The following is a 20,518-nucleotide window of genomic DNA, read 5'->3' as shown; positions in this document are numbered from 1 at the left end:
GCGATCGTATGGTCCAGCCGAGGCACCGCGCGCGGGCGGCTGCCGTCCTTGCGACGCTCGCGGTCGCCCTCGTCTCCTGTGCGCCGGCCCCCACCCCGACCCCGGTTCCGACACGCACCGCGTCGGCCCCGGCATCCGCCTCTCCGAGCGCGCAGGCGACGACGACGCCGATCCGGCACCTCGTCGTGATCTTCGGCGAGAACGTGTCGTTCGACCACTACTTCGGCACCTACCCGGTCGCCGCCAACACCGACGGCACGCCGTTCCATGCGGCATCCGACACTCCGCATGCGGACACGCTGACCACGTCCGGGATGCTGACGCACAATCCGAACGCGTCGGCGCCACGCCGTCTCACCCACGAGCAGGCGCTGACCTGCGACCAGGACCACGACTACACCGACGAGCAGCGCGCAATGAACGGCGGCCGGATGGACCGGTTCGTCCAGCACACGTCCCGGGATGCGTGCCGGACCGGGTTCGGCGAACCCGGGCTGGTCATGGACTACTACGACGGGAACACGGTGACGGCGCTGTGGAACTATGCCCAGCGGTTCGCGATGAGCGACAACTCGTGGGACACGGTGTTCGGCCCGTCCACGCCCGGCGCCATCGACCTGGTCTCCGGGCAGACGTGGGGCATGACCCTCGTCGATCCGCACAGCGGCGCGGTCGTCCGCGATCCGGCACGGGTCGCCGCGCCGGACGCGCAGGGCCGCGGCACCCTGATCACCGACGTCGATCCGGCCCTCGACGACTGCAGCCGGCGCGGCGCGAATGCTCCGCTCGGCCGGTTCCCGGCATCCTCCCGCACGATCGGCGACCTGCTGTCGGCCGCGCACGTGACGTGGGGCTGGTTCTCCGGCGGGTTCCGCCCGACCTCGGCATGGGATGCCGCCACCGGCGCGCCCGCGCAGTGCGGGGCGAGCCGGACGAACGTCGGCGGGGCGCGCATCGCCGACTACGTCCCGCACCACGAGCCGTTCCAGTACTACCCGTCCACCGCCAATCCGCATCATCTGCCCCCGACGTCGGTGGCGATGATCGGGTACGACGATCGCGCGCACCATCAGTACGATCTGACCGACTTCGACGCCGCACTGACCGCCGGACGGCTTCCCGCGGTGTCGTTCCTGAAGGCGCCGGGCGCGCAGGACGGCCACGCGGGCTCCTCGGACCCCCTCGACGAGCAGGCCTTCCTGGTGGGCACCCTCAACCGGCTGCAGACCTCGGCCGACTGGGCCTCGACCGCAGTCGTGATCGCGTACGACGACTCGGACGGGTGGTACGACCACGTCGCCCCGACGATCCTCAACGCCTCGCGGTCATCCGACATCGACGCCGCCATCTGCGCCGACGCGGCCGCGCCCGTCGCCGGCGGTCAGATCGGGCGCTGCGGGCCCAGCCAGCGGCTGCCGCTGCTGGTGATCTCGCCCTACGCGCGGGCGGGGGCGATCGACCACACCGCGACCGAGCAGACCTCGATCCTGCGGTTCATCGAGGACAACTGGCGCACCGGCCGCATCGGCGGCGGCAGCTTCGATGCGCGGGCGGGCACCCTGGACGGCCTCTTCGACTTCGCCGGCCCGCCGCACGCCGAGCCGCTGCTGCTTGACGCGAACGGGTCCGTGCGGCGCTGAGCCGCGTGCCCCTCCCGTCGTCGGTTCGGTCGACACGAATGGCTGTCCTGGGGCCGAATCGACCGCCATATGCGTCGACCGAAACTCCGCGGGCCGATTCGGTCGACGCGAATGCCTCCTCGCGCGCCGAACCGGCAGCCATATGCGTCGACCGAACGGGCGGATGCCGCATCCGCCCGCCGCTCAGGGCTTGAGGTCGGCGGCGTCGCCCGGGTCGGCGAGCGCCTGATCGACGCTGGAGTGCACGATCGTCGACAGGAACGCGCGCGGGTTCTCCACGCCGGCCGAGGCGAGCAGATCGGATGCCTGCCGCACGATCGATCGCGAGAACTCGGTCGCGGTCGCGATGGCCTCCGCATAGGCCGGGCGGTCGGCATCCGCCACCACCACCGGCTCGCAGCCCAGCTCGACCGCGAGCGCCTGGGCGATCGGCAGCACGGCCGCCGGTGCCGTGACCGCGGCGAACGCGTCGGTGAGCTGGCGGATGTCCATGGATGTCCCGGTGAACGTGATCGCCGGGTGGATCGCCAGCGGGATGGCGCCGCGGGCGGCGGCGGGCGCGAGCACGTCCAGGCCGTGGCCGGGATCGGTGTGCAGCACCAGCTGGCCGATCTGCCACGCCTCGACCTCGGCGAGGCCGGTCACCAGCCCCGGCAGTTCGTCGTGCGGCACGGCCAGCACGACCAGCTCGGCGCGGCGCACGATCTCGGGCGTGTCCAGGAAGGGCACCCCGGGCAGCACCGACTCGACCCGGTCGTCGTCCGACCCGTGCGTGATGCCGACCACGGCGTGTCCGGCGCCTGCCAGCGCCGCGCCGATCACCGGGCCGACCCGGCCCGCGCCGATGATCCCGACCCCCAGGCGCCCGTCGGCCCTCACAACCGCCCACCCCCGCCCGGCGTCGCCGGATCCTCCCCGGCCCAGCGGTGGCTGCGGTCGGTGGCGCCGGCCGCGACGGCGGCGGCCTCGGCGCGTGCGAACAGCGCGACCGCGGCATCCCGGTCCACCGCCCCGAGCTGGCCCGAGACCCGCCCGGGGATCGTGTGCGCGTGCACCTTGGCCGCGCCCAGCGCGCGCGCGAGCGGGCCCTGATGCAGCCCGACGCTCTGCAGCCGCGCGAGCGGGAAGATGCCCAGGCTGCGCCACACCATCCCGCGGCGCAGCAGCAGTCCGGCCTCGGCCAGGAGGAAGCCGTTGCGCCGCCACGACAGCGGCCGCAGGATCCGCGCGCGGCGCGGCGTGTTGGTGTACGGGTCGGCCGCGCCGGGGCCGAGGATGCCGTGCTCGAACACGAGCGGCCACTGCTGCTCCGGCATCCCGGGCATGACCAGCCGCAGCACCCGCTCGACGTCGGCGCGGTCGCCCACCGGCAGCACCTCCGAGAACTGGTCGGTCTGACCGGAGTTCGCGCTCTTGCCGCTCATCCGGTTCACCCGCACCGCCCACCAGCCGAACGCGCGCCACATCAGCGGCTGGCTGATCTCGACGGCGTGGATGCGGCCGGGCGGCAGCGTCTCGGTCACGGTGGTGAACAGGCCGTAGGTGATGCGCACGCCGTCCGGCGTCGGGGCGATCGAGTACCGCAGCGACTTGGTGATCGACCGCATCAGGACGGCACCGAACGCGAGGAACATCGGCACGATCGTGAACAGGATCCACGGCGTGCCGACGATCGAGCCCCACACGGCGATCGCGATCAGGGCCAGCAGCACCAGCGTCCGCCCGCCGAACAGGTGCGCGAGGATCAGCCGCACCACCGGGATGGACACGACGGATGCCGGTTCGGCGACCGGCTCCTCCGCGCCGAGGACGAGGGAGTTCACGGCGTCGGTGACCACGGATGCCGCGGCCGCCACGCGCGAGCCGGCCGGGGGCGCCGCGCCCCGGGCCCGGGCCTCGGCCAGCTTGCGGCCCGAGGCCAGGCGCAGGATGTCGCCCCGGACCGCCTCGGCGTTCGAGGTGGACAGGTAGTCGAGCTTGACGTTGGCGTCCGAGCCGGCGCCGACGACCTCGAGCTTGGCCATGCCGCACAGACGGGCAAGCATCGGCCGGGTGAGGTTCACGCCCTGCACGCGGTCCAGCGGGGCACGGCGATGGCTGCGGAACAGCACGCCCTGCCGCACCTCCACGTCGTCTCCGGTGATGCGGAACGTGTGGAACCGCCACGCCAGGTAGAACAGGCCGATCAGGACCAGCACCACCACGAGCACGGCCAGCAGTGCCAGCAGCACGAGGTTGTGCGACAGGATGAAGTCGATCGGGTCGCCGCTGTCCTCGAAGTCTCCGGCATCCGGCACCGCGGAGTTCACGAAGAAGTCGATGATCCGCTCGCGCAGGTTCGAGATCACGAGGCCCGCGACCACGACCAGCACGAACCCGCCGCGGAACAGCGGCGTGAGCGGGTGCAGACGGTGCCAGTCGCCGTCGCTGAGCGGCGAGCGCGCGCCGGGCAGCGGAGCCCCCTGCGCCGGCGGTCCCGCAGCCGGCGGCACGGGCTCGGCGGTGGTCATAGTCCGGTCCTGCGGGTCTCCGCCACGGCGATGAGGGTGTCGCGCAGCCGCTCGGCCGCGCCCTGGGTGAGCCCGGGGATGACGACGCCGGTGGATGCCGCGGCCGTCACGAGCTTGAGCTGCGCGATGCCGAACGCCCGGTCGAGCGGGCCATGGGTGATGTCGACCAGCTGCATCCGCCCGTAGGGCACCGCCACCTGGCGCTGCCAGAGGATGCCGCGGCGGAACACCAGATCGTCGTGACGCAGCTGATACCCGAACGACCGAGCCTGCCGCGGGGTGATCACGGCGGTGGCCGCTAAGACGGCGGCGGCGATGCCGCCGGGGATCCACACCCATGCCTCGTGGGCGAAGACCGACAGCGCCGTGGCCGCGATCAGCACGACCACCAGCATGGCGGTCACCGAGATGAGCCGCACCCAGACGTAGGCCCGCGCGAGCTGATGCCAGGTGCCGTCGCCGAGCGGCAGGCGGTTGTCGCCGCGCGGCTCGAGGACGACGTCGAACGTGCGGTCGTCGAGCACCGCGTCGCCGAGCTCACCGGGGGTGGGAGCCTCCGGCGAGACCGGAGTCGTCCGGTCTGTCGGATCCGGACCCGCCTCGGGGATGTTCGTCATCGTCGTCCTTCCGGATCGTGCAGAGGTGCTCGGCGATCAACCCGCCGGCCACCAGCAGGGCGGCGCACACGACGGTCGCGATCAGCGCACTCAACGAGCCTACCGACGGGTCGTTGGGCCGGGTCAGCAGAAACAGGATGAGGCCGAGTCCCAGCCCGACGAACAGCGCGCCCAGCAGGCTCGAGGCCTTCGCCAGCATCGCGACCCGCACCGCGTGGAACGGGTTGACCGGTCCGGCGGACCGGCCGTGCGTGGCCCTGTGGATGGGCAGCGCGAACAGGACGACGACGATGCCGAGGACGACCAGCATGATCGGCAGCGACACCATCGGGGTGAACGTGGGGCGCCCGGCCGCAGTCAGCAGCTGGTCGAACAGGTAGCCGGCGCCGACGCCGAGCACGGCGGCGATGATCAGCGACAGCGGTCGGGTGCGCTTCATCCGTCCTCCCCCAGGCGGTCCAGCAGCGCGCGCACGGGGCCGGCGCCGGGCAGCTCCGCGTCCGGGTCGAGGGCCAGCCACGGCGCGAGCACGAACGAGCGCTCGGCGGCGCGCGGGTGCGGCAGCGTCAGCGCCGGATCCGCGCTGAGCACCGCGCCGTACGCGATGATGTCCAGGTCGAGCGTGCGGTCTCCCCACCGCTCCGCGCGCACCCGGCCGTGACGCGCCTCGATCTCGTGCAGCGCCGCCAGCAGCACCGACGGGGCCAGCCGGGTGCGCAGCGTGGCGACCGAGTTCAGGTATCGGGGGGCCGCGGCATCCGGCCCGTCCGGCTTGATCGCGATCGACGAGATCGGCTCGGCGACCCGCACCCGGTCGGTCAGCGGCAGGGCGCGCAGCTCGGCGGCCGCGGCATCCAGAGTCCCGTCCCGGTCGCCGAGGTTCGCACCCAGCGCGATCACCACCGGGGTGCCGGGCGGGGGCTCCGGGACGAACCCCTGCGCGAGCCGCCGGCTCATGCCGACTCCCGTTCGCGGCGGATCGTGACGGTCACATCCTCGAACGGGACCGTGATCGGGGCGTCCGGCTTGTGCACGGTGACGGCCACCGCACGCACCCCCGTGAACGAGAGCGCCCGCTCGGCGATGCGCGCGCCCAGTGTCTCGATCAGGTTGACCGGCTCGCCGGCGATGATCTCGGTGGCCGCCACGGCGACGTCGCCGTAGTGCGCGGTGTCGGCCACGTCATCGGATGCCGCGGCCGCCCGGGTGTCGACGAACAGTGTCAGATCGACCACGAACACCTGCCCCTCGCGCCGCTCGTGCGGGTAGACGCCGTGGTATCCGAACGCGCGCAGGCCGCGCAGCGTGATCTCGTCGAGCTCGCCCATCATCCTCTCCACGCCTTCGCGACGCGCAGCGCGTCGCGGGTGCCGGCCACATCGTGCACCCGCACCCCCCACACGCCGGCCTGGGCGGCCAGGACGCTTGCCACCGCGGTCGCCAGGTCGCGGCGCTGCTCCGTGGCGGGGCCGGCGTCGTCCTCCTCGAGCAGGTCGGCGAGGAACCGCTTGCGGCTCGTGCCGACCAGCACCCGCGGGCCGAGCCCCACCAGCGCCGGCAGCCCGCGCAGCATCTCCCAGTTCTGCACCCCGCGCTTGGCGAAGCCGATGCCCGGATCCAGGATGATCCGCGCCGGGGGGATGCCGGCGGCCGCGGCCGCCTCGATCCGCCCGACGAGTTCGGTGACGACATCCCGGGCCACGTCGTCGTACTGCGCATGCGCGTACATGTCGTCGGAGTGGCCGCGCCAGTGGCTGATCACGATGTCGACCTCGAGGTCGGCGGCCACCCGCAGCATGTCCGGGTCGGCCAGGCCCCCGGCGACGTCGTTGATGATCCGCGCCCCGGCCTCGACCGCCGCGCGCGCGGTCGCCGCGTGCATGGTGTCGACGCTGATCAGTGCGCCGGCGGCGGCCAGTTCGCGGATCACCGGCACGACGCGATCGCGCTCCACAGATGCCTCGACGTGCGCGGCGCCGGGCCGGGTCGACTCGCCGCCGATGTCGAGGATGTCGGCGCCGTCGGCGCGCAGCGCCAGTCCGTGCGCGATCGCGTCCTCGGTGTGCAGATACCGTCCGCCGTCGCTGAACGAGTCCGGGGTGACGTTGACGGCTCCCATGATCAGGGTCATGCGCTCTCCCGTCCGATCAGGGCCACGAGTTCGGTCCGTGCCGCCGGGTCGGCGAGCTCGCCGCGCGCGGCGATCGTGACGGTCGAGGCATCCGTCTGCTTGCCTCCGCGCATCGTGACGCACTCGTGCACGGCGTCCAGCACCACCAGCACGCCCCGGCAGTCCAGCGCCTGGGCGATGGTGTCGGCGATCTGCTCGCCCAGCCGCTCCTGCACCTGGGGCCGGTCGGCGAGGATGTCGACCACCTTCGGCAGCGCGCCCAGGCCCACCACCTGCTCGCCGGGCAGGTAGGCGATGTGCGCGCGCCCGGCGAACGGCAGCAGGTGGTGCTCGCAGACGGAGCGGAAGCGGATGCCGCGCAGCATCACTGCGCCGGACGGCGTGGTGTCCGGCGCGGGGCCGGACGACACCGAGATGGTGTGCGCGAGGGGGGCTGAGGCATCCTGCCCCACCCCGGCGAAGAAGTCGGCGTACAGCTCCGCGACCCGCTGCGGGGTCTGTCGCAGGCCGGGGCGGTCCGGGTCCTCCCCGATCGCGTCGAGGAGCTCCCGGACCAGGGAACTCACGCGCTCACGGTCCACGGCCACACGCCCGAGCCTACGCTGTCGCGGGACGCGCCTGCCCGCTGGGGCGACGGCGCGCTCCGGCGTGCGAACCCTCCTCGGCCTCGGTCGAGGCGGCGATGCCGGCCGGCTGGCGCGGGACCTCGACCGGGGGCATCGCCGAGACCGGACGCTCGTCGCTGGAGAGCCACTGCGGACGCTCCGGCAGCTTCGTGATGTCGGTGAAGATATCGGCGATCTCGAGGTGGTCCAGCGTCTCCTTCTCCAGCAGCGCGAGCGCCAGCCGGTCGAGGACCTCGCGGTTCGCGTTCAGCACCTGGTAGGCCTCGTTATGCGCCTGCTCCAGCAGCGCCCGGACCTCCTCGTCGACGGTCTCGGCCATCGAGTCGGAGAAGTCGCGGCCGTGGCCCATGTCGCGGCCGAGGAACATCTCGCCCGAGGACCCGCCCAGCTTGACCGGCCCGATGGCGGCGGTCATGCCGTACTCGGTGACCATCTTGCGGGCGATGCCGGTGGCCTTCTCGATGTCGTTGGATGCCCCGGTGGTGGGGTCGTGGAACACGATCTCCTCGGCGACCCGGCCGCCCATGGCCCAGGCCAGCTGGTCCTGCAGCTCGTTGCGGGTGATCGAGTACTTGTCATCCAGCGGCATGACCATGGTGTAGCCGAGGGCCTTGCCGCGCGGCAGGATCGTGATCTTCGTGACCGGGTCGGAGTAGTTCATCGCCGCGGCGGTCAGGGCGTGGCCGCCCTCGTGGTACGCGGTGATCAGCTTCTCCTTGTCCTTCATCACCCGGGTCCGGCGCTGCGGACCGGCGATGACCCGGTCGATCGCCTCGTCCAGGGCGCGGTTGTCGATCAGCTGCGCGTTCGAGCGGGCGGTCAGCAGCGCGGCCTCGTTGAGCACGTTGGCCAGGTCGGCGCCGGTGAACCCCGGCGTCTTGCGGGCCACGACCTCGAGGTCGACCCCGTCGGCCAGCGGCTTGCCGCGCCCGTGCACCTGCAGGATCTGCAGGCGGCCCTGCAGGTCGGGGGCGTCCACGCCGATCTGCCGGTCGAAGCGGCCCGGACGCAGCAGCGCCGGGTCGAGGATGTCGGGGCGGTTGGTCGCCGCGATCACGATGACGTTCGCCTTGGGGTCGAACCCGTCCATCTCGACGAGCATCTGGTTCAGGGTCTGCTCGCGCTCGTCGTGGCCGCCGCCCAGGCCCGCACCGCGGTGGCGGCCGACGGCGTCGATCTCGTCGATGAAGATGATCGCCGGGGCGGTCTCCTTCGCCTGGCTGAACAGGTCGCGCACGCGGCTGGCGCCGACGCCGACGAACATCTCGACGAAGTCCGAACCCGAGATCGAGTAGAACGGCACGCCGGCCTCGCCGGCGACGGCACGGGCGAGCAGGGTCTTGCCGGTTCCGGGAGGGCCGTACAGGAGCACGCCCTTCGGGATCCGCGCGCCGACGGCCTGGAACTTCGCCGGCTCCTTGAGGAAGTCCTTGATCTCCTCGAGCTCTTCGATCGCCTCATCGGCCCCGGCGACGTCGCCGAAGGTGACCTGGGGCATCTCCTTGGTCACCAGTTTCGCGCGCGACTTGCCGAACTGCATGACCTTGCTGCCGCCGCCCTGGGCGGAGGAGAGCAGGAACCAGAACAGCAGACCGAGGATCACCATCGGCAGCAGCAGCGACAGGAAGCCGTCGAACCAGCTCGCCTTCGGGACGGCGTCGTTGTAGCCGTCCTTCGGGTTGGCGGCGTTGATCGCCTCGACCACCTGGTCGGCCCGCGCCGACACGTAGTAGAACTGCACGTCGGTGGAATCCTGGTACGCCGTGGAGAGGGTCATGTCCACGCGCTGGTCGCCGTCGGTGTTGACGACCTTGGTGACCGTGTCGCCCTTGAGCAGATTCAGGCCCTCCTGGGTGGTGATCTGCTTGGCCCCGCCGAGGCTGGAGATGAGGGAGAAGCCGACGATCAGCAGTACCCCGATGAGCAGCACATACATCAACGGGTTGCGAGTGATCTTCTTGAAATCCATGGTGGGGCGACGCCCGAGCCCTTTCCTTGCGATCCGCATGCTCGCGGATTGTCGTTTCAGGGTATCGCGCGCCCGCTAGGGGTCGTCTGTGCATTCGCCCACGGCGTACAGGCGCCGGGGCCGCACAGGCTCAGCTGTAGACGTGCGGGGCCAGCACCGCGACATCCCGCAGATTGCGGTACTTCTCGTCGTAGTCCAGGCCGTACCCGATCACGAACTCGGGCGGGATGTCGAAGCCGACGTACTTCGACTCCACGTGCACCTTGGCCGCCTCGGGCTTGCGCAGCAGGGCGAACACCTCGACCGAGGCGGCACCGCGCGACGCGAAGTTCTCCAGCAGCCAGCTCAGGGTCAGGCCGGAGTCGATGATGTCCTCGACGATGAGCACGTGCTTGTCGTGGATGTCGGTGTCCAGGTCCTTGCGGATCTGCACCACGCCGCTGGACTTGGTGCCGCTGCCGTAGGACGAGACGGCCATCCAGTCCATCGGGACGACCATCGGCAGCGCCCGGGCGAAATCGGCCATCACCATGACGGCGCCCTTGAGGACCCCGACCAGGAGCAGATCCTTGCCCGCGTAGTCGACGGCCACCCGGGCCGCGATCTCGGCGAGCTTCTCGCGGATGTCCTCCTCGGTGACGAGGACGGTCGTGATCTGATCGGAGATGTCCGCCGCGCGCATGCCTCGAGTCTACGGGCCGGTCCCGGACGCGCCGAATGCCCGGGATTCACTGCGCGGTGGAATCACTGCGCGGTGAACTCGATCCGCGCGCCGCTGCGCTGCGCCCGGCAGCCGGGCAGATCGATCGGCCCCTGTCCGCGCCAGTCGATGACGAGCCGGGCGACCTCGAGGGTCTGGGCGCGGGTCAGGCTCTGCCCGAACTCGCTGGCCACCACGTGCCGGATGACCCGGTGGCGCAGGGCCGCCGGGTTCGCGGCGAGCGCGGCCACCGATACGGCGATGCCGGCCTCGGCGGGCTCGACGATGTCCTCGATGGTCTCGTCGATCATCTCGGCGAAGGCCGCGGCATCCTCGCGCAGCTGGTCCGCGGTGCGTGCGAGCGCCTCGGCGATGCCGGGCCCGAGCTCGGCCTCCAAGACCGGCATGACGGTGCGGCGCACGCGCACCCGCGCATAGGCGGGGTCGTCGTTCTGCGGGTCGTCCCACGGCTGCAGCCCCTGGGCGGAGCAGGCCGCGCGGGTGGTCGCCCGCGGGATGTCCAGGAACGGCCGCAGCAGGGGGATGCCGTCCAGATCGGATGCCGCGGCCATGCCCTGCAGGCTCGCGGCGCCCGATCCGCGGGCCAGGCCCAGCAGCACGGTCTCGGCCTGGTCGTCGCGGGTGTGGCCGACCAGGACGGCGGCCGCGTCCGCCTCGGCCGCGACGCGGGACAGGGCCCGGTAGCGGGCCGCCCGCGCGGCCGCCTCCGGCCCGCCGTCGGCGCCGACCTGCACCCGTTCGACCCGTGCGTCCAGGCCGAGCTCCTCGGCCTGCCGGGCGGCGGCCTCGGCGACTTCGCCCGAGCCGGGCTGCAGGCCGTGGTCGACGGTGACGCTGATCAGTGTCATCCCGCGCTTGGGCGCCTCGAACGCGGTGGCCGCTGCGAGGGCGAGCGAGTCGGCGCCGCCGGAGAGCGCGACCACCACGGCGCCGGGCCGCACCTCGGCCAGGGCCGCCCGGACCGCCCGACGGGTGTCGGCGACGGCGGGGTCGAGGCTCGGCCGGTGCTCCATTCCCTCACGGTACCGCCGCCGCACGCCGATAGGCTGGTGCGCGGAATAGGCTGGTGCGCGGAATTCCCGTCACCGAAGGAGCACAGCATGGGCGCGTACGACGCCGTCATCGAGATCCCGCGCGGCAGCCGCGTGAAGTACGAAGTCGACCACGAGACCGGGGCCGTCCACCTCGACCGCATCCTCTACACGGTGTTCGGCTACCCCGCGGAGTACGGGTTCTTCGACAAGACGCTCGGCGAGGACGGCGACCCGCTGGATGTCCTGCTGCTGCTGGACCAGACCCTGTTCCCCGGGGTCCACGTCACGGTGCGCCCGGTGGCGGTGCTGAAGATGAGCGACGAGGCCGGCGGCGACGACAAGGTGGTCGCGGTCCTGGCCAAGGACCCGCGCTGGGCGCACATCCAGGACGTCGACGACATCCCCGAGCACACCAAGAACGAGATCTCGCACTTCTTCGAGCACTACAAGGACCTCGAGCAGGGCAAGTGGGTCAAGGTCGACGACTGGGCGAACGCGGCCGAGGCCGAGCGCCTGGTCGGCGAGGCGTACGCGCGCTTCGAACAGCACTGACGCACGGCTCGAACGGGTCCGGCGCCGGAGCGGTCAGACCGAGATGCCGCGGCGGGCCATGAACGGCACGGGGTTGGTCGTGCTGCCGTTCACATAGACCTCGAAGTGCAGGTGGCAGCCGAATGAGTTGCCGGTGTTGCCCTCGCTGGCGATGACCTGCCCGGCGCTCACGTACTGGCCGTACCGGACGTGGATGCCGCCGGGGCGGATGTGGCCGTAGCCGGTGCCGATGCCGCTGCCATGGTCGAGGCGGATGTAGTTGCCGTATCCGCCGTTGTAGCCGGCGTAGGTGACCCGGCCGGAGTGTGCGGCGTAGATGTTCGATCCGCACGGGCCGGCCAGGTCGACGCCCTCGTGGAATCCGCTGGAGCAGTACGCACTGCCGCACCAGACCATGCGCGGTCCGTAGCCGGAGCTCTGCCCGCCGCTGTTCGGCCGGCACCAGCCGGAGCCCAGCACCGAGCCGCCCCCGCCGGAGCTGGCGGGTGACCCGCCTCCCCCGCTGTTATGGTGCTTGGCCGCCTCGGCGGCGGCCTTGCGGGCCGCCTCCTCCGCGCGTTTGCGCGCGGCCGCTTCGCGGCGCTTGCGCTCCTCCTCGGCCTTGCGGCGCGCCTCGACCCCGGCCCGGTAGCCGGCGATCGTCTTGGCGGTGTTGTCCTTGAGGGCCGCCAGCTGCGCCTGCAGCACGTCCAGGTGCGCGTTCTGGTTGGCCACGGCCGCCTCGGCGGCGTCGGCGGCCTGCTGCGCGGCCACCATCTTCTTCTCGGCGATCTTCTGCAGCCGGTCGCGCTCGGCGCGCTGCTTCTTCGCCTGGTCGGTCAGGCTCTGGGCGGAATCCCGGGCGGCCACGGCATCCGAGTACACCGCTCGGTTCGCGTCCAGCAGCTTGTCCATCGTGCCCAGGCGGGCCAGCAGGTCGTCGGCGTTCGCGGCCGAGCCGGACAGGAACAGCTCGAGCGAGGCGTTGTCGCCGCCGTTTCGGTACAGCTGGGCGGCGACGCGACCGGCCTTGTCCGCGGCATCCGTCGCCGTCTTCGCCTGCGCGTCGGCCTGCGCCTGCAGGTCGTCGGCGCGGTGAGATGCCTCGAGGAACGCCTGCTGCGCCTCGAAGTACTCCTGGCCCCGCTGCTCTGAGAGCCGCTGCGCCTCGGCCGCCGCGTTCTTCAGGTTCTGGATCAGCGTCTCGATCCGGCCGATCTCGCCGTTCTTGGCCGACTGGTTGGCCTTGGCGCGCTTCACGTCGTCCCACGAGGGATAGTCGGCCGCGTACGCGGCGGGGATGCGGGGTGCCGCTGCGACGCCGACTGCGGCGACCCCGACGATGCCGAGCGCGAGCGCGCCTCGTCGGGTGACCGTGCTCGGCCACAGTGCACGTCGTTCGCGCTCGGTGGGGGCGCAATCGCAGGCGTCGGGATCGACCTGTTCGTCGAGCACGCGGCCTCCTCTTCGTTGCGGTGTCTCACCGGGCACTATCGGCACAACTCGCTCCACAGTAACAACATCCGTCACAGATGCAACAGATTCCGCTCGTGTTCGGGCACCCCGACCATCTTGCGCCCCGCCCTTCTCCCGCCGCGGAGCCCGCCGGGCGGGTCGCCGAATCGGCCCCCTGCCCGATTCGCGAAACGGGACCGAATCTCTTATGCTTGAGCGTCGGCAAGCGTGAGCACCAGGCCTGCGAAGGCAGGGGTTCATCGGGCCCCATCGTTTAGCGGCCTAGGACGCCGCCCTTTCACGGCGGTAGCACGGGTTCGAATCCCGTTGGGGTCACTCTTCCGATACAATTTCATAGTTCTGGCCCTGTAGCGCAGCTGGTTAGCGTGCCGCCCTGTCACGGCGGAGGTCGCGGGTTCAAGTCCCGTCAGGGTCGCTCCAAGCGACGGGCCCTTTCCGAAGGGCCTTTCGTGTCGGACGCGGCGGATGTTGCACACGGATGCCGCGTGGCTCTGTAGCTCAGTTGGTAGAGCGCACGACTGAAAATCGTGAGGTCACGGGATCGACGCCCGTCGGAGCCACACGGATGATCATTACGTCATCCTAGAAACCCTCGCGGAGCTTCTATCCGCGGGGGTTTTGCTTTGCCCTGGTGAGAGCTAGTCATGCGTTCCAGCCACGCGACGACGCGTACTCATGGATGCTGTCGACCATCCGCCCGATGAACGGGTCGTCGCCGAGCTGCGCTCGCGCAGCATCCGCCGCCGCCGCGTAGGCGATCACGATGCCGTCCGTGATCTCATGGGCGCGCGCCTCAGCCCAATCGCGGTCGAGGCCGACCCGCGCCGCCACCCTGACCAGCGAATCGAGGCTGATCCGTCCGACGCTGTACTCCCCCTCGATTGACATGGCGAGCTTCGGGTTACCGCCGTCGGCGGCGAGGTACGGTGCGTAGCTGCCGAGGTCATAGAGCGGGGCGAGCTTGGCACGATCACGCTGCAGCAGAAGCGAGTAGTTCTTCGCGTGCGCGTCGGTGCCGAGAGACGCTACCGAGAATACAAGGGCCTCGTAGAACTGTCTTGCGTTGCCCCGCCGGTCTTCGGCGTCAGGCAGGGAGTTGATGAGGCGGGCAATCGCGGCGATACCTGGTCCGCCCTCGGACTGATACTTCATGTCCGGCGGCACGCTCAGCGCCTGACCGAGGTCCTCCTGATGGAGCCGATGCCAACGCCCGTCTTCGAGCCGGCGGTCGTAGCGCGTGGAAACGAACACCGCGTGACCACGCTCGGTGGTCACCAAGAAATCGTCAGCGACGTGAAGCCGCAACCCACGCGCCGCGGCCGTCGTCATGAACTCATTGATGTGATGGTCCGGATAGGGCGCGACCGCTGGCTTCAGTATGTGCGTGGTCGGTGTCGAATCCTGCGGCACCGCCCATCGTTCCTGCTCGGTGCGGAACAGCGCGACTTTGGGCTGCGCACCGGGAAGACTCCAACGCGCGTCATCCGTACGCCTCCCCCAGGTATCACCGTTGCGGACAAGATCTGCCACGAGCTCCGCGAAGTCGGTGTCGGAGAGTTCTCTCACATCGCCGTGACGTTCGGCTGCGTCAGCGCTCGCCTCACCAGGTGGAAGCAGCTGCACCGCACCGGCCGCGTCACGACCAATGTGCGAAAGCAGAGCAAAAGGATTACTGGCGCTGACACGATACTCGCGTCCAAGCTCCGTGAGCCGGCCCGGACTGTCGGGAAGCAACCCCTGCAGAAAAGCGCGCACCGGCCTGTTCTTGTGCCCGGCGCGCACAAGCGGCATGGAGAGTGAGAGCGGGGTCGCATCGCGCCGGGACCGGTAATCAGCGTCGTAGGTGAATGACAAGGCGCCACCAGCCGACTGCTCGACGACGCCGATCGCTTCGCCATCGAGATACGCGAACAGTTCACTCGACATCGTCGACCTCGCTGACGTCGACGACGAGGCCGAGCTCTCGGAGAACGCGCATGAGCCGGAAGAGCGTGACGGTTGTGGACCCGTTCTCCAGCCGCACGACCCACTCGCGAGTGACGCCGGCGCGGCGCGCGAGCTCAGCTTGAGACAGACTCAGACCTTCGCGGCGCTCAGCAACGAGGGCCCCGAAGTCGGATGCAGCGCGTACTTCCATCTCCACCTCACAAGTGACTTATAACGCACAACTCTACATGTGACTTATAACGCACACAAGGGGAAGTGACTTATACCGCACGTTCCTGTGTCGCCGAGCCACGCGACAACCCACCACTGGAACCCTCGCGTGGCTTCTACACGCGGGGGTTTCTTTCATAGTCTCAGCGGGGATTCTTCTGTTCGGTGCGGCGACGCGAACTGCATGGGTTGGCGAACCGTCACCTACGGCACCGTAGGACGGGTCATCCTACGGATCTCGGCAGCGTAGGCATCCAGGACCCCGAGGATGCCGCGGTGCTGCCAGACGCGATTGCGGCCCCGGCCCGTGGTCTCGGTGAGCACCTCGCGCTCCGTGAGCGCATCGAGCGCGCGGAGGGCTGCCATCTCGCCGAGGCCGAGGTGGGTCATGAGGTACTTGGTGTTCACGGCGGGCTGTCCGACCAGGTGCGGCAGCACCTTCCAGGCCGCGGCATCCGAGCGAATGCCCTTCATCTTCGCGCGGGACTCGTTGAGTTGCCCGACCATGTCGTCGACGAGCCGGCTGCCGGTCTTCGCCGCGATCCGGCTCGCCATCGCGAACTCGCGAATGATGGGGCCGGCGTCGCCATCGCGGAAGGACCCGAGGGCTGCAAAGTACCGGTTCGTGTCGACGAGGAGCCCCGCCGAGATCGGCACGGCGGTCGATCCGACCAGGCCCTTGTTGCGGAGGATCGACTGCGCAAGGGCGCGCCCGGTCCGACCGTTGCCGTCGACGAAGGGATGGATGGTCTCGAACTGGGCGTGGGCGACCGCGACCTGAACGAGCACCGAGATGTCCTGGCGGCGGGCGAAGGCAACCAGATCCGCGATCGCACCGGGGATGCGGTCATGGTGTGGGCCGATGAAACGGGCGTCGCGAGGGCCGGCGTTGTCGCCCCCGATCCACACCTGCTCCTGGCGGTACCGGCCGGCCTCGTGCTCGAGACCGGGCTGATGGGTCAGCAGCGCTCGGTGCATGGCGAGGATGGAGCCCTCGCTGATGTCGTCGGCCATCTGGAGAGCGGCCTCCATCGCGCGGACGTTGCCGATGACGGTCAGTGCGTTCGCCTCGTCGCCCTCGTCGATCTCGGCGAGGGCGAGTTGCTTGGCCGACGTCGTCAGCTGCTCGATCTGCGAGCTCGAAGCGGACTCGGTGCGCAGCAGGATCGCGGTCATTGGCCCGAGCGCGGGAGAGTCCGTGCCGAGAGTGCGCTGGGCGTGCTGGTCGAACTCGACCAGTCGGCGGATGGCGTCCTCGACGTCGGCCGCGTCTTCACCGGAGACATCGGGAAGCCACGCGGCGATGGGCGCTGTGACGGTCGCGTCGTACGGCCCGGTCTGCCGAGCCACCTCGGCGCGCGAGTACCTCTGGGGCGCGTGCGGCGTCCACTCGAAGGTCTCGTGCGAGACGGCTTCGACCGGGATCGAAGATGGTGCAGAAGCCGTGATCATCCCGCCATCTTACCAACACCTAGCTTCTTATGTGTTGGTTTGAATGGACGAACGACACAGAAGATGGACTGCCCTCGACACGCACTCGGCTGGCGTCGATGGGTGTGAGCGTCGTCACTCGTGTCGCGCGCGCTGATCACAGCCTCACCCGCCGCTGAGCTCGCGCACCATCGGCAGATCCGGCTCGGCCCAGTCCAGGGCCGACAGCTCGGCAGGGCGCACCCACTCCATCCGGTCGTGATCGGTGCTGTCGGTCGGACGCTCCCCTGACAGGGTCGCGGCCAGACAGGTGAGGCGGATGCTGCGGCCTGCGGCATCCGTCACGTCCGTCCGCAGGACCTCCCCGATGCGGATGTCGATGCCCAGCTCTTCGCGGACCTCGCGCACGAGCGCCTCGGCCGGCGACTCCCCCGGTTCGACCTTGCCGCCGGGGAACTCCCAGCGGCCGGCGTCGGCCTTTCCCTCACGGCGACGGCAGGCGAGGATCCGGTCGCCGTCCACGATCACCGCGGCGACGACGTCGAGCGGGGCGGCGGTCATGTCGGCATCGTCGCACAGCGCACGGATTCCGTCACCGCACGCGCCGGTGCCCCCGAGAATGACGCCCGGTATCACCGCGCAGACGACGACCTCTTGCAGGGTGAACGTCACGGTGTGACACGGATCCGCGGTATCCCTTCCGCAACGGACCCGGGCACGATAGAGTGACAGCGGCTGGAGCAGTGGGATGCTCCGATCATCGGCCGTGGGAAGCCGATGAGCCGTCTGGGGAATACGACAGGTGGGAACCTGTCGCGACATTACTGGGGAAGTAAAGATGTCGACTGGGGACGCGTTGGCACGCGTGCGCTTGACCGCGCGTGCACTATGACGGCGATCGACGCACTGCCGGGAGTGATCGGCTTCGATCAGCTCACCCCGTCGCGCCACGCCGAGACATCGCACACGGCTGCCGTGACGACCGGCGTCTCGCCGCGCGTCCAGCCCGCGCTGGAGCGCCGCCTGCTCTGGGAGCGACGCTACCGCCGGCGGCTGCGGGTCTCCGACGCGATGATCGTCCTCGGCGCCTCCGCGGGCGCCGGGGCGCTTGCCCTGCTCACCGACGCCTCCGGGTCGATCGACGCCTGGGCCATGCTGCGGATCCCGCTGCTGACGGCCGCGGTCTGGATCGGGATGCTGTCGCTGTTCGGCACGCGGACGATGGCGATCCTCGGCGGCGGCGCGACCGAGTACAAGCGCGTGGCGCATGCGACCGGTCTCGCCTTCGGGATCGTCGCGATGCTGTTCGTGGTCTTCCAGTGGCACGGGGTGCGGATGCAGCTGATCGCCGCGCTCCCGCTCGGCCTGTTCGCCGTCCTCGTCGGGCGGTGGAGCTGGCGCCGCTGGCTCATCGCCCAGCGCGAGTACGGCCACTGCACGGCACGCACCCTCGTGACCGGCACCCGGGACGACGTGGAGTACGTCATCCGGCAGCTGCAGCAGGACACGAACAAGGGCTACTCGATCGTCGGAGCGGCGCTCGAGGACGGGTCTCAGACCCCCATGATCGTCGACGGACGCACCTATCCCGTTGTGGGGACGACGGGTACGGTCGCGCTGCGCGCGCGCCAACTCGGCGCCGACTCCGTCGTCGTGGCGAGTCGACTGGACAGGGAGCCGGATTTCATCAAGCGCTTGAGCTGGGAGCTCGAGGGCACGGCATCCGAGCTCATCCTGTCCAGTCGTCTCGCTGATGTCGCCGGCCCTCGGATCTCGCTTCACCCGATCGACGGCCTGCCGCTGATCCACGTGAAGATCCCCGAGTTCGAGGGCGGACGGCACCTGCTCAAGCGCGCGATGGACATCGCCATCTCTGGGCTGGCGCTCATCCCGATCACGCTGATCGGCCTGCCGATCGCGCTGCTGATCAAGCTCGAGGACCGCGGCCCGGTGTTCTTCCGCCAGGTCCGCGTCGGTCGGGACGGCACGGAGTTCAAGATCCTCAAGTTCCGGACGATGCACGTGGACGCCGAAGCCCGCCTGGCCGAGCTGAGGGACGCCAACGAAGGGTCGGGTCCGCTTTTCAAGCTCAAGCACGATCCGCGCATCACCCGGATCGGCACCGTGCTGCGCAAGTTCTCGCTGGACGAACTGCCGCAGTTCTGGAATGCGCTGCGCGGCGACATGAGCGTGGTGGGCCCGCGCCCGCCGCTGCCCAGCGAGGTCGACGCGTACGGCGGCGCCGTGTATCGCCGGCTGTACATCAAGCCGGGCATCACCGGCCTGTGGCAGGTGAGCGGGCGCAGCGACCTGTCGTGGGACGAGAGCGTGCGGCTCGACCTGCGCTACGTCGAGAACTGGTCGGTCATGACCGATCTGATGATCATGTGGCGGACCTTCCGCGTGATGATCGACCCGAAGGGGGCCTACTGACTCGTTCGGGTGCCTACAGCATCCGAACCACCGACTGGATCCGCGACCATGCTCCCCTTCCCAAAGGACACGATCGCCGCATGGCACGTGTCCCCATGGTCGCGGATCCCTCCCACGTCGGCGCAACGACCATTGCGCCCCTACTCTTGCTCGCTACTCTTGCTCGCTCCGGCTCTCGACTCCGAAATCCGCGCGGCGCGGCGATCGTGCCACCGCAGGTAAACCAAGGCGACCACGGCGCCGACGCCCGCGCCCACCACGTTGGTGAGAATGTCTCGAAGACTGGCGGTACGCGCAGGCAAGAGCGTCTGCACGAGCTCCGCGCTGACCGACAGCGCGAGAGCGATGAGCATCCCCAGCCAACCGGGCCGGAGGACGCATGTCATCAAGAATCCGAGCGGCACGAACAAGATGACATTCAGTGCGGCATCCACGTGCCCTGTCCGGATGAATGCCCATCCGAGGCCGTCGTGCAGCACTCTCACAACCGCACGCACCACGAGCTCTGGCGAGACGGGCGCAAAGAGAAGCGCGACGGCAACGGCGGCATAGCAGATCAACGCGATCAGTGCCCAGCGTTTTCGCGTGATCCCCATAAGCACCCATTCTCACACTGCGAGAGTGCGCAGCACGGGAGCCGGACAGGTACCGCGCCACACCAACAGGTATCGGCGGCCGGTCCCATATGGAAGCGCGAGAGCTCACCCCTGCCTGAGCGAAAGAGATGAAGTGCCGTGCTCCTATTGGGCCGTGTCGAGCACGGCTAACGGATGCTCCGTGGCCAATATCATGGCGTGCTCCATCTGATCGTCGGCGAACACATCAGAGCGAAATGTGGCACTGAAGTAGGTCCGCCCTCCTGACGTCGCGATGACCCAGCCAATCGTGCTCGGTTCCGCGGAGTCCGTGGCAAGCCGAATAGAGCGCGAACTCGCGTCGCCGGTCCACGGCAAGCCCTCCCAGCCCGGCAGAGTGGGCAGAGCACTCATGGAGAGCCGAGCGTGCGACGGGACCGGCACGTGGGCGTCCACTGGCGGGGGTGCGGCGCGTCTAAGTCGCTGACTCGCCAGCCTGGTCGCAATAGAGGCAAGAGGGCGCCCCGACGCTATGCCCGCCCTCACGTCATCTCCCAGGTCGGCGGGAAACGTGCGCGGATCTCTTACCCGAACTGGCAGACTGGCAATGAAGTTTCCCGTCGTGGAGACGTCCGGAGGCAAGTAGCGTCGCAGATCCACAAGAATG

20 protein-coding genes and 3 tRNA genes are annotated in these 20,518 nt (G+C 70.0%); 6 read left to right on the top strand and 17 right to left on the bottom strand.

Annotated elements, in window-relative coordinates:
• Positions 1 to 8 precede the first annotated feature (8 nt).
• The gene (locus tag AC0L6F_RS12445) at positions 9 to 1,640 is read left to right on the top strand and encodes a phospholipase C (protein WP_473538129.1); all 1,632 of its coding nucleotides are present in this window, start codon (positions 9 to 11) and stop codon (positions 1,638 to 1,640) included.
• A 183-nt stretch (positions 1,641 to 1,823) separates the two neighbouring features.
• Here AC0L6F_RS12445 and AC0L6F_RS12440 read toward each other — a convergent pair whose 3' ends face one another.
• The 11 genes from AC0L6F_RS12440 to tilS form a co-directional block, all read right to left on the bottom strand.
• Complete coding sequence (locus AC0L6F_RS12440) at positions 1,824 to 2,519, bottom strand: DUF2520 domain-containing protein (RefSeq protein ID WP_274636887.1); 696 nt, start codon at positions 2,517 to 2,519, stop codon at positions 1,824 to 1,826.
• A complete protein-coding gene (locus tag AC0L6F_RS12435) occupies positions 2,516 to 4,150 on the bottom strand; it encodes a PH domain-containing protein (protein ID WP_274636886.1) in 1,635 nt (544 codons plus the stop codon). The genes AC0L6F_RS12440 and AC0L6F_RS12435 overlap by 4 nt, the downstream gene beginning before the upstream one ends.
• The gene (locus tag AC0L6F_RS12430) at positions 4,147 to 4,767 is read right to left on the bottom strand and encodes a PH domain-containing protein (RefSeq protein WP_274636885.1); all 621 of its coding nucleotides are present in this window, start codon (positions 4,765 to 4,767) and stop codon (positions 4,147 to 4,149) included. Before AC0L6F_RS12430 ends, AC0L6F_RS12435 begins: the two co-directional genes overlap by 4 nt.
• Positions 4,688 to 5,206 (bottom strand): DUF3180 domain-containing protein, encoded by a 519-nt coding sequence (locus tag AC0L6F_RS12425; protein ID WP_259611034.1) that lies wholly within the window; start codon positions 5,204 to 5,206, stop codon positions 4,688 to 4,690. The genes AC0L6F_RS12430 and AC0L6F_RS12425 overlap by 80 nt, the downstream gene beginning before the upstream one ends.
• Positions 5,203 to 5,724 carry a 2-amino-4-hydroxy-6-hydroxymethyldihydropteridine diphosphokinase gene (gene folK / locus AC0L6F_RS12420; RefSeq protein WP_259611033.1) on the bottom strand — a complete coding sequence of 174 codons (522 nt, stop codon included), beginning with the start codon at positions 5,722 to 5,724 and terminating at the stop codon, positions 5,203 to 5,205. The genes AC0L6F_RS12425 and folK overlap by 4 nt, the downstream gene beginning before the upstream one ends.
• Entirely contained in the window at positions 5,721 to 6,098 is a 378-nt protein-coding gene (gene folB / locus AC0L6F_RS12415) for a dihydroneopterin aldolase (RefSeq protein ID WP_354003047.1), read from the bottom strand. Before folB ends, folK begins: the two co-directional genes overlap by 4 nt.
• Entirely contained in the window at positions 6,095 to 6,898 is an 804-nt protein-coding gene (folP, locus tag AC0L6F_RS12410; protein WP_274636884.1) for a dihydropteroate synthase, read from the bottom strand. The genes folB and folP overlap by 4 nt, the downstream gene beginning before the upstream one ends.
• On the bottom strand, positions 6,895 to 7,485 hold the full coding sequence (gene folE / locus AC0L6F_RS12405) for a GTP cyclohydrolase I (RefSeq protein ID WP_274636883.1): 591 nt from the start codon (positions 7,483 to 7,485) through the stop codon (positions 6,895 to 6,897). Before folE ends, folP begins: the two co-directional genes overlap by 4 nt.
• Before the next feature lie 10 nt (positions 7,486 to 7,495).
• Positions 7,496 to 9,493 carry an ATP-dependent zinc metalloprotease FtsH gene (gene ftsH / locus AC0L6F_RS12400; protein ID WP_274636882.1) on the bottom strand — a complete coding sequence of 666 codons (1,998 nt, stop codon included), beginning with the start codon at positions 9,491 to 9,493 and terminating at the stop codon, positions 7,496 to 7,498.
• Positions 9,494 to 9,623: 130 nt separating this feature from the next.
• On the bottom strand, positions 9,624 to 10,175 hold the full coding sequence (gene hpt, locus AC0L6F_RS12395; protein ID WP_274636881.1) for a hypoxanthine phosphoribosyltransferase: 552 nt from the start codon (positions 10,173 to 10,175) through the stop codon (positions 9,624 to 9,626).
• A gap of 62 nt (positions 10,176 to 10,237) precedes the next feature.
• Positions 10,238 to 11,227, bottom strand: a complete 990-nt coding sequence (gene tilS / locus AC0L6F_RS12390) for a tRNA lysidine(34) synthetase TilS (RefSeq protein ID WP_274636880.1) — start codon at positions 11,225 to 11,227, stop codon at positions 10,238 to 10,240.
• 87 nt (positions 11,228 to 11,314) lie between these two features.
• On the opposite strand from tilS, the gene AC0L6F_RS12385 reads away from it, so the two are divergent.
• Positions 11,315 to 11,800: an inorganic diphosphatase gene (locus AC0L6F_RS12385; RefSeq protein WP_259611030.1), complete on the top strand. Its 486-nt coding sequence runs from the start codon at positions 11,315 to 11,317 to the stop codon at positions 11,798 to 11,800.
• A gap of 33 nt (positions 11,801 to 11,833) precedes the next feature.
• Here AC0L6F_RS12385 and AC0L6F_RS12380 read toward each other — a convergent pair whose 3' ends face one another.
• On the bottom strand, positions 11,834 to 13,234 hold the full coding sequence (locus AC0L6F_RS12380; protein ID WP_473538128.1) for a peptidoglycan DD-metalloendopeptidase family protein: 1,401 nt from the start codon (positions 13,232 to 13,234) through the stop codon (positions 11,834 to 11,836).
• Positions 13,235 to 13,497: 263 nt separating this feature from the next.
• Between AC0L6F_RS12380 and AC0L6F_RS12375 the strand changes: the two genes are divergently transcribed.
• The 3 genes from AC0L6F_RS12375 to AC0L6F_RS12365 all read left to right on the top strand — a co-directional run bounded on the left by AC0L6F_RS12375 (position 13,498) and on the right by AC0L6F_RS12365 (position 13,815).
• Positions 13,498 to 13,570, top strand: a tRNA-Glu gene (locus AC0L6F_RS12375).
• Between the two features lie 26 nt (positions 13,571 to 13,596).
• Positions 13,597 to 13,670, top strand: a tRNA-Asp gene (locus AC0L6F_RS12370).
• A 72-nt stretch (positions 13,671 to 13,742) separates the two neighbouring features.
• A tRNA-Phe gene (locus AC0L6F_RS12365) sits at positions 13,743 to 13,815 on the top strand.
• 82 nt (positions 13,816 to 13,897) lie between these two features.
• Here the strand turns inward: AC0L6F_RS12365 and AC0L6F_RS12360 are convergent.
• The 4 genes from AC0L6F_RS12360 to AC0L6F_RS12345 all read right to left on the bottom strand — a co-directional run bounded on the left by AC0L6F_RS12360 (position 13,898) and on the right by AC0L6F_RS12345 (position 17,404).
• Positions 13,898 to 15,181, bottom strand: coding sequence for a HipA domain-containing protein (locus tag AC0L6F_RS12360; RefSeq protein WP_473538127.1), 1,284 nt, complete (start codon positions 15,179 to 15,181; stop codon positions 13,898 to 13,900).
• Positions 15,171 to 15,392: a helix-turn-helix domain-containing protein gene (locus AC0L6F_RS12355; RefSeq protein ID WP_036280208.1), complete on the bottom strand. Its 222-nt coding sequence runs from the start codon at positions 15,390 to 15,392 to the stop codon at positions 15,171 to 15,173. The genes AC0L6F_RS12360 and AC0L6F_RS12355 overlap by 11 nt, the downstream gene beginning before the upstream one ends.
• A 224-nt stretch (positions 15,393 to 15,616) precedes the next feature.
• Positions 15,617 to 16,864 carry a Fic family protein gene (locus tag AC0L6F_RS12350; protein WP_473538125.1) on the bottom strand — a complete coding sequence of 416 codons (1,248 nt, stop codon included), beginning with the start codon at positions 16,862 to 16,864 and terminating at the stop codon, positions 15,617 to 15,619.
• 144 nt (positions 16,865 to 17,008) lie between these two features.
• On the bottom strand, positions 17,009 to 17,404 hold the full coding sequence (locus tag AC0L6F_RS12345; protein WP_259611027.1) for a (deoxy)nucleoside triphosphate pyrophosphohydrolase: 396 nt from the start codon (positions 17,402 to 17,404) through the stop codon (positions 17,009 to 17,011).
• A 327-nt stretch (positions 17,405 to 17,731) separates the two neighbouring features.
• Here AC0L6F_RS12345 and AC0L6F_RS12340 point away from each other — a divergent pair, with 327 nt between their 5' ends.
• Positions 17,732 to 19,276, top strand: a complete 1,545-nt coding sequence (locus AC0L6F_RS12340; protein WP_473538123.1) for a sugar transferase — start codon at positions 17,732 to 17,734, stop codon at positions 19,274 to 19,276.
• Between the two features lie 140 nt (positions 19,277 to 19,416).
• Here the strand turns inward: AC0L6F_RS12340 and AC0L6F_RS12335 are convergent, their stop codons facing one another.
• Entirely contained in the window at positions 19,417 to 19,872 is a 456-nt protein-coding gene (locus tag AC0L6F_RS12335; RefSeq protein ID WP_473538122.1) for a VanZ family protein, read from the bottom strand.
• Positions 19,873 to 20,518: the final 646 nt, after the last annotated feature.

This window comes from Microbacterium sp. G2-16M (assembly GCF_055809115.1).
The sequence above is the reverse complement of the archived record's forward strand: the minus strand, read 5'-3'. Positions and strand labels throughout refer to the sequence as shown.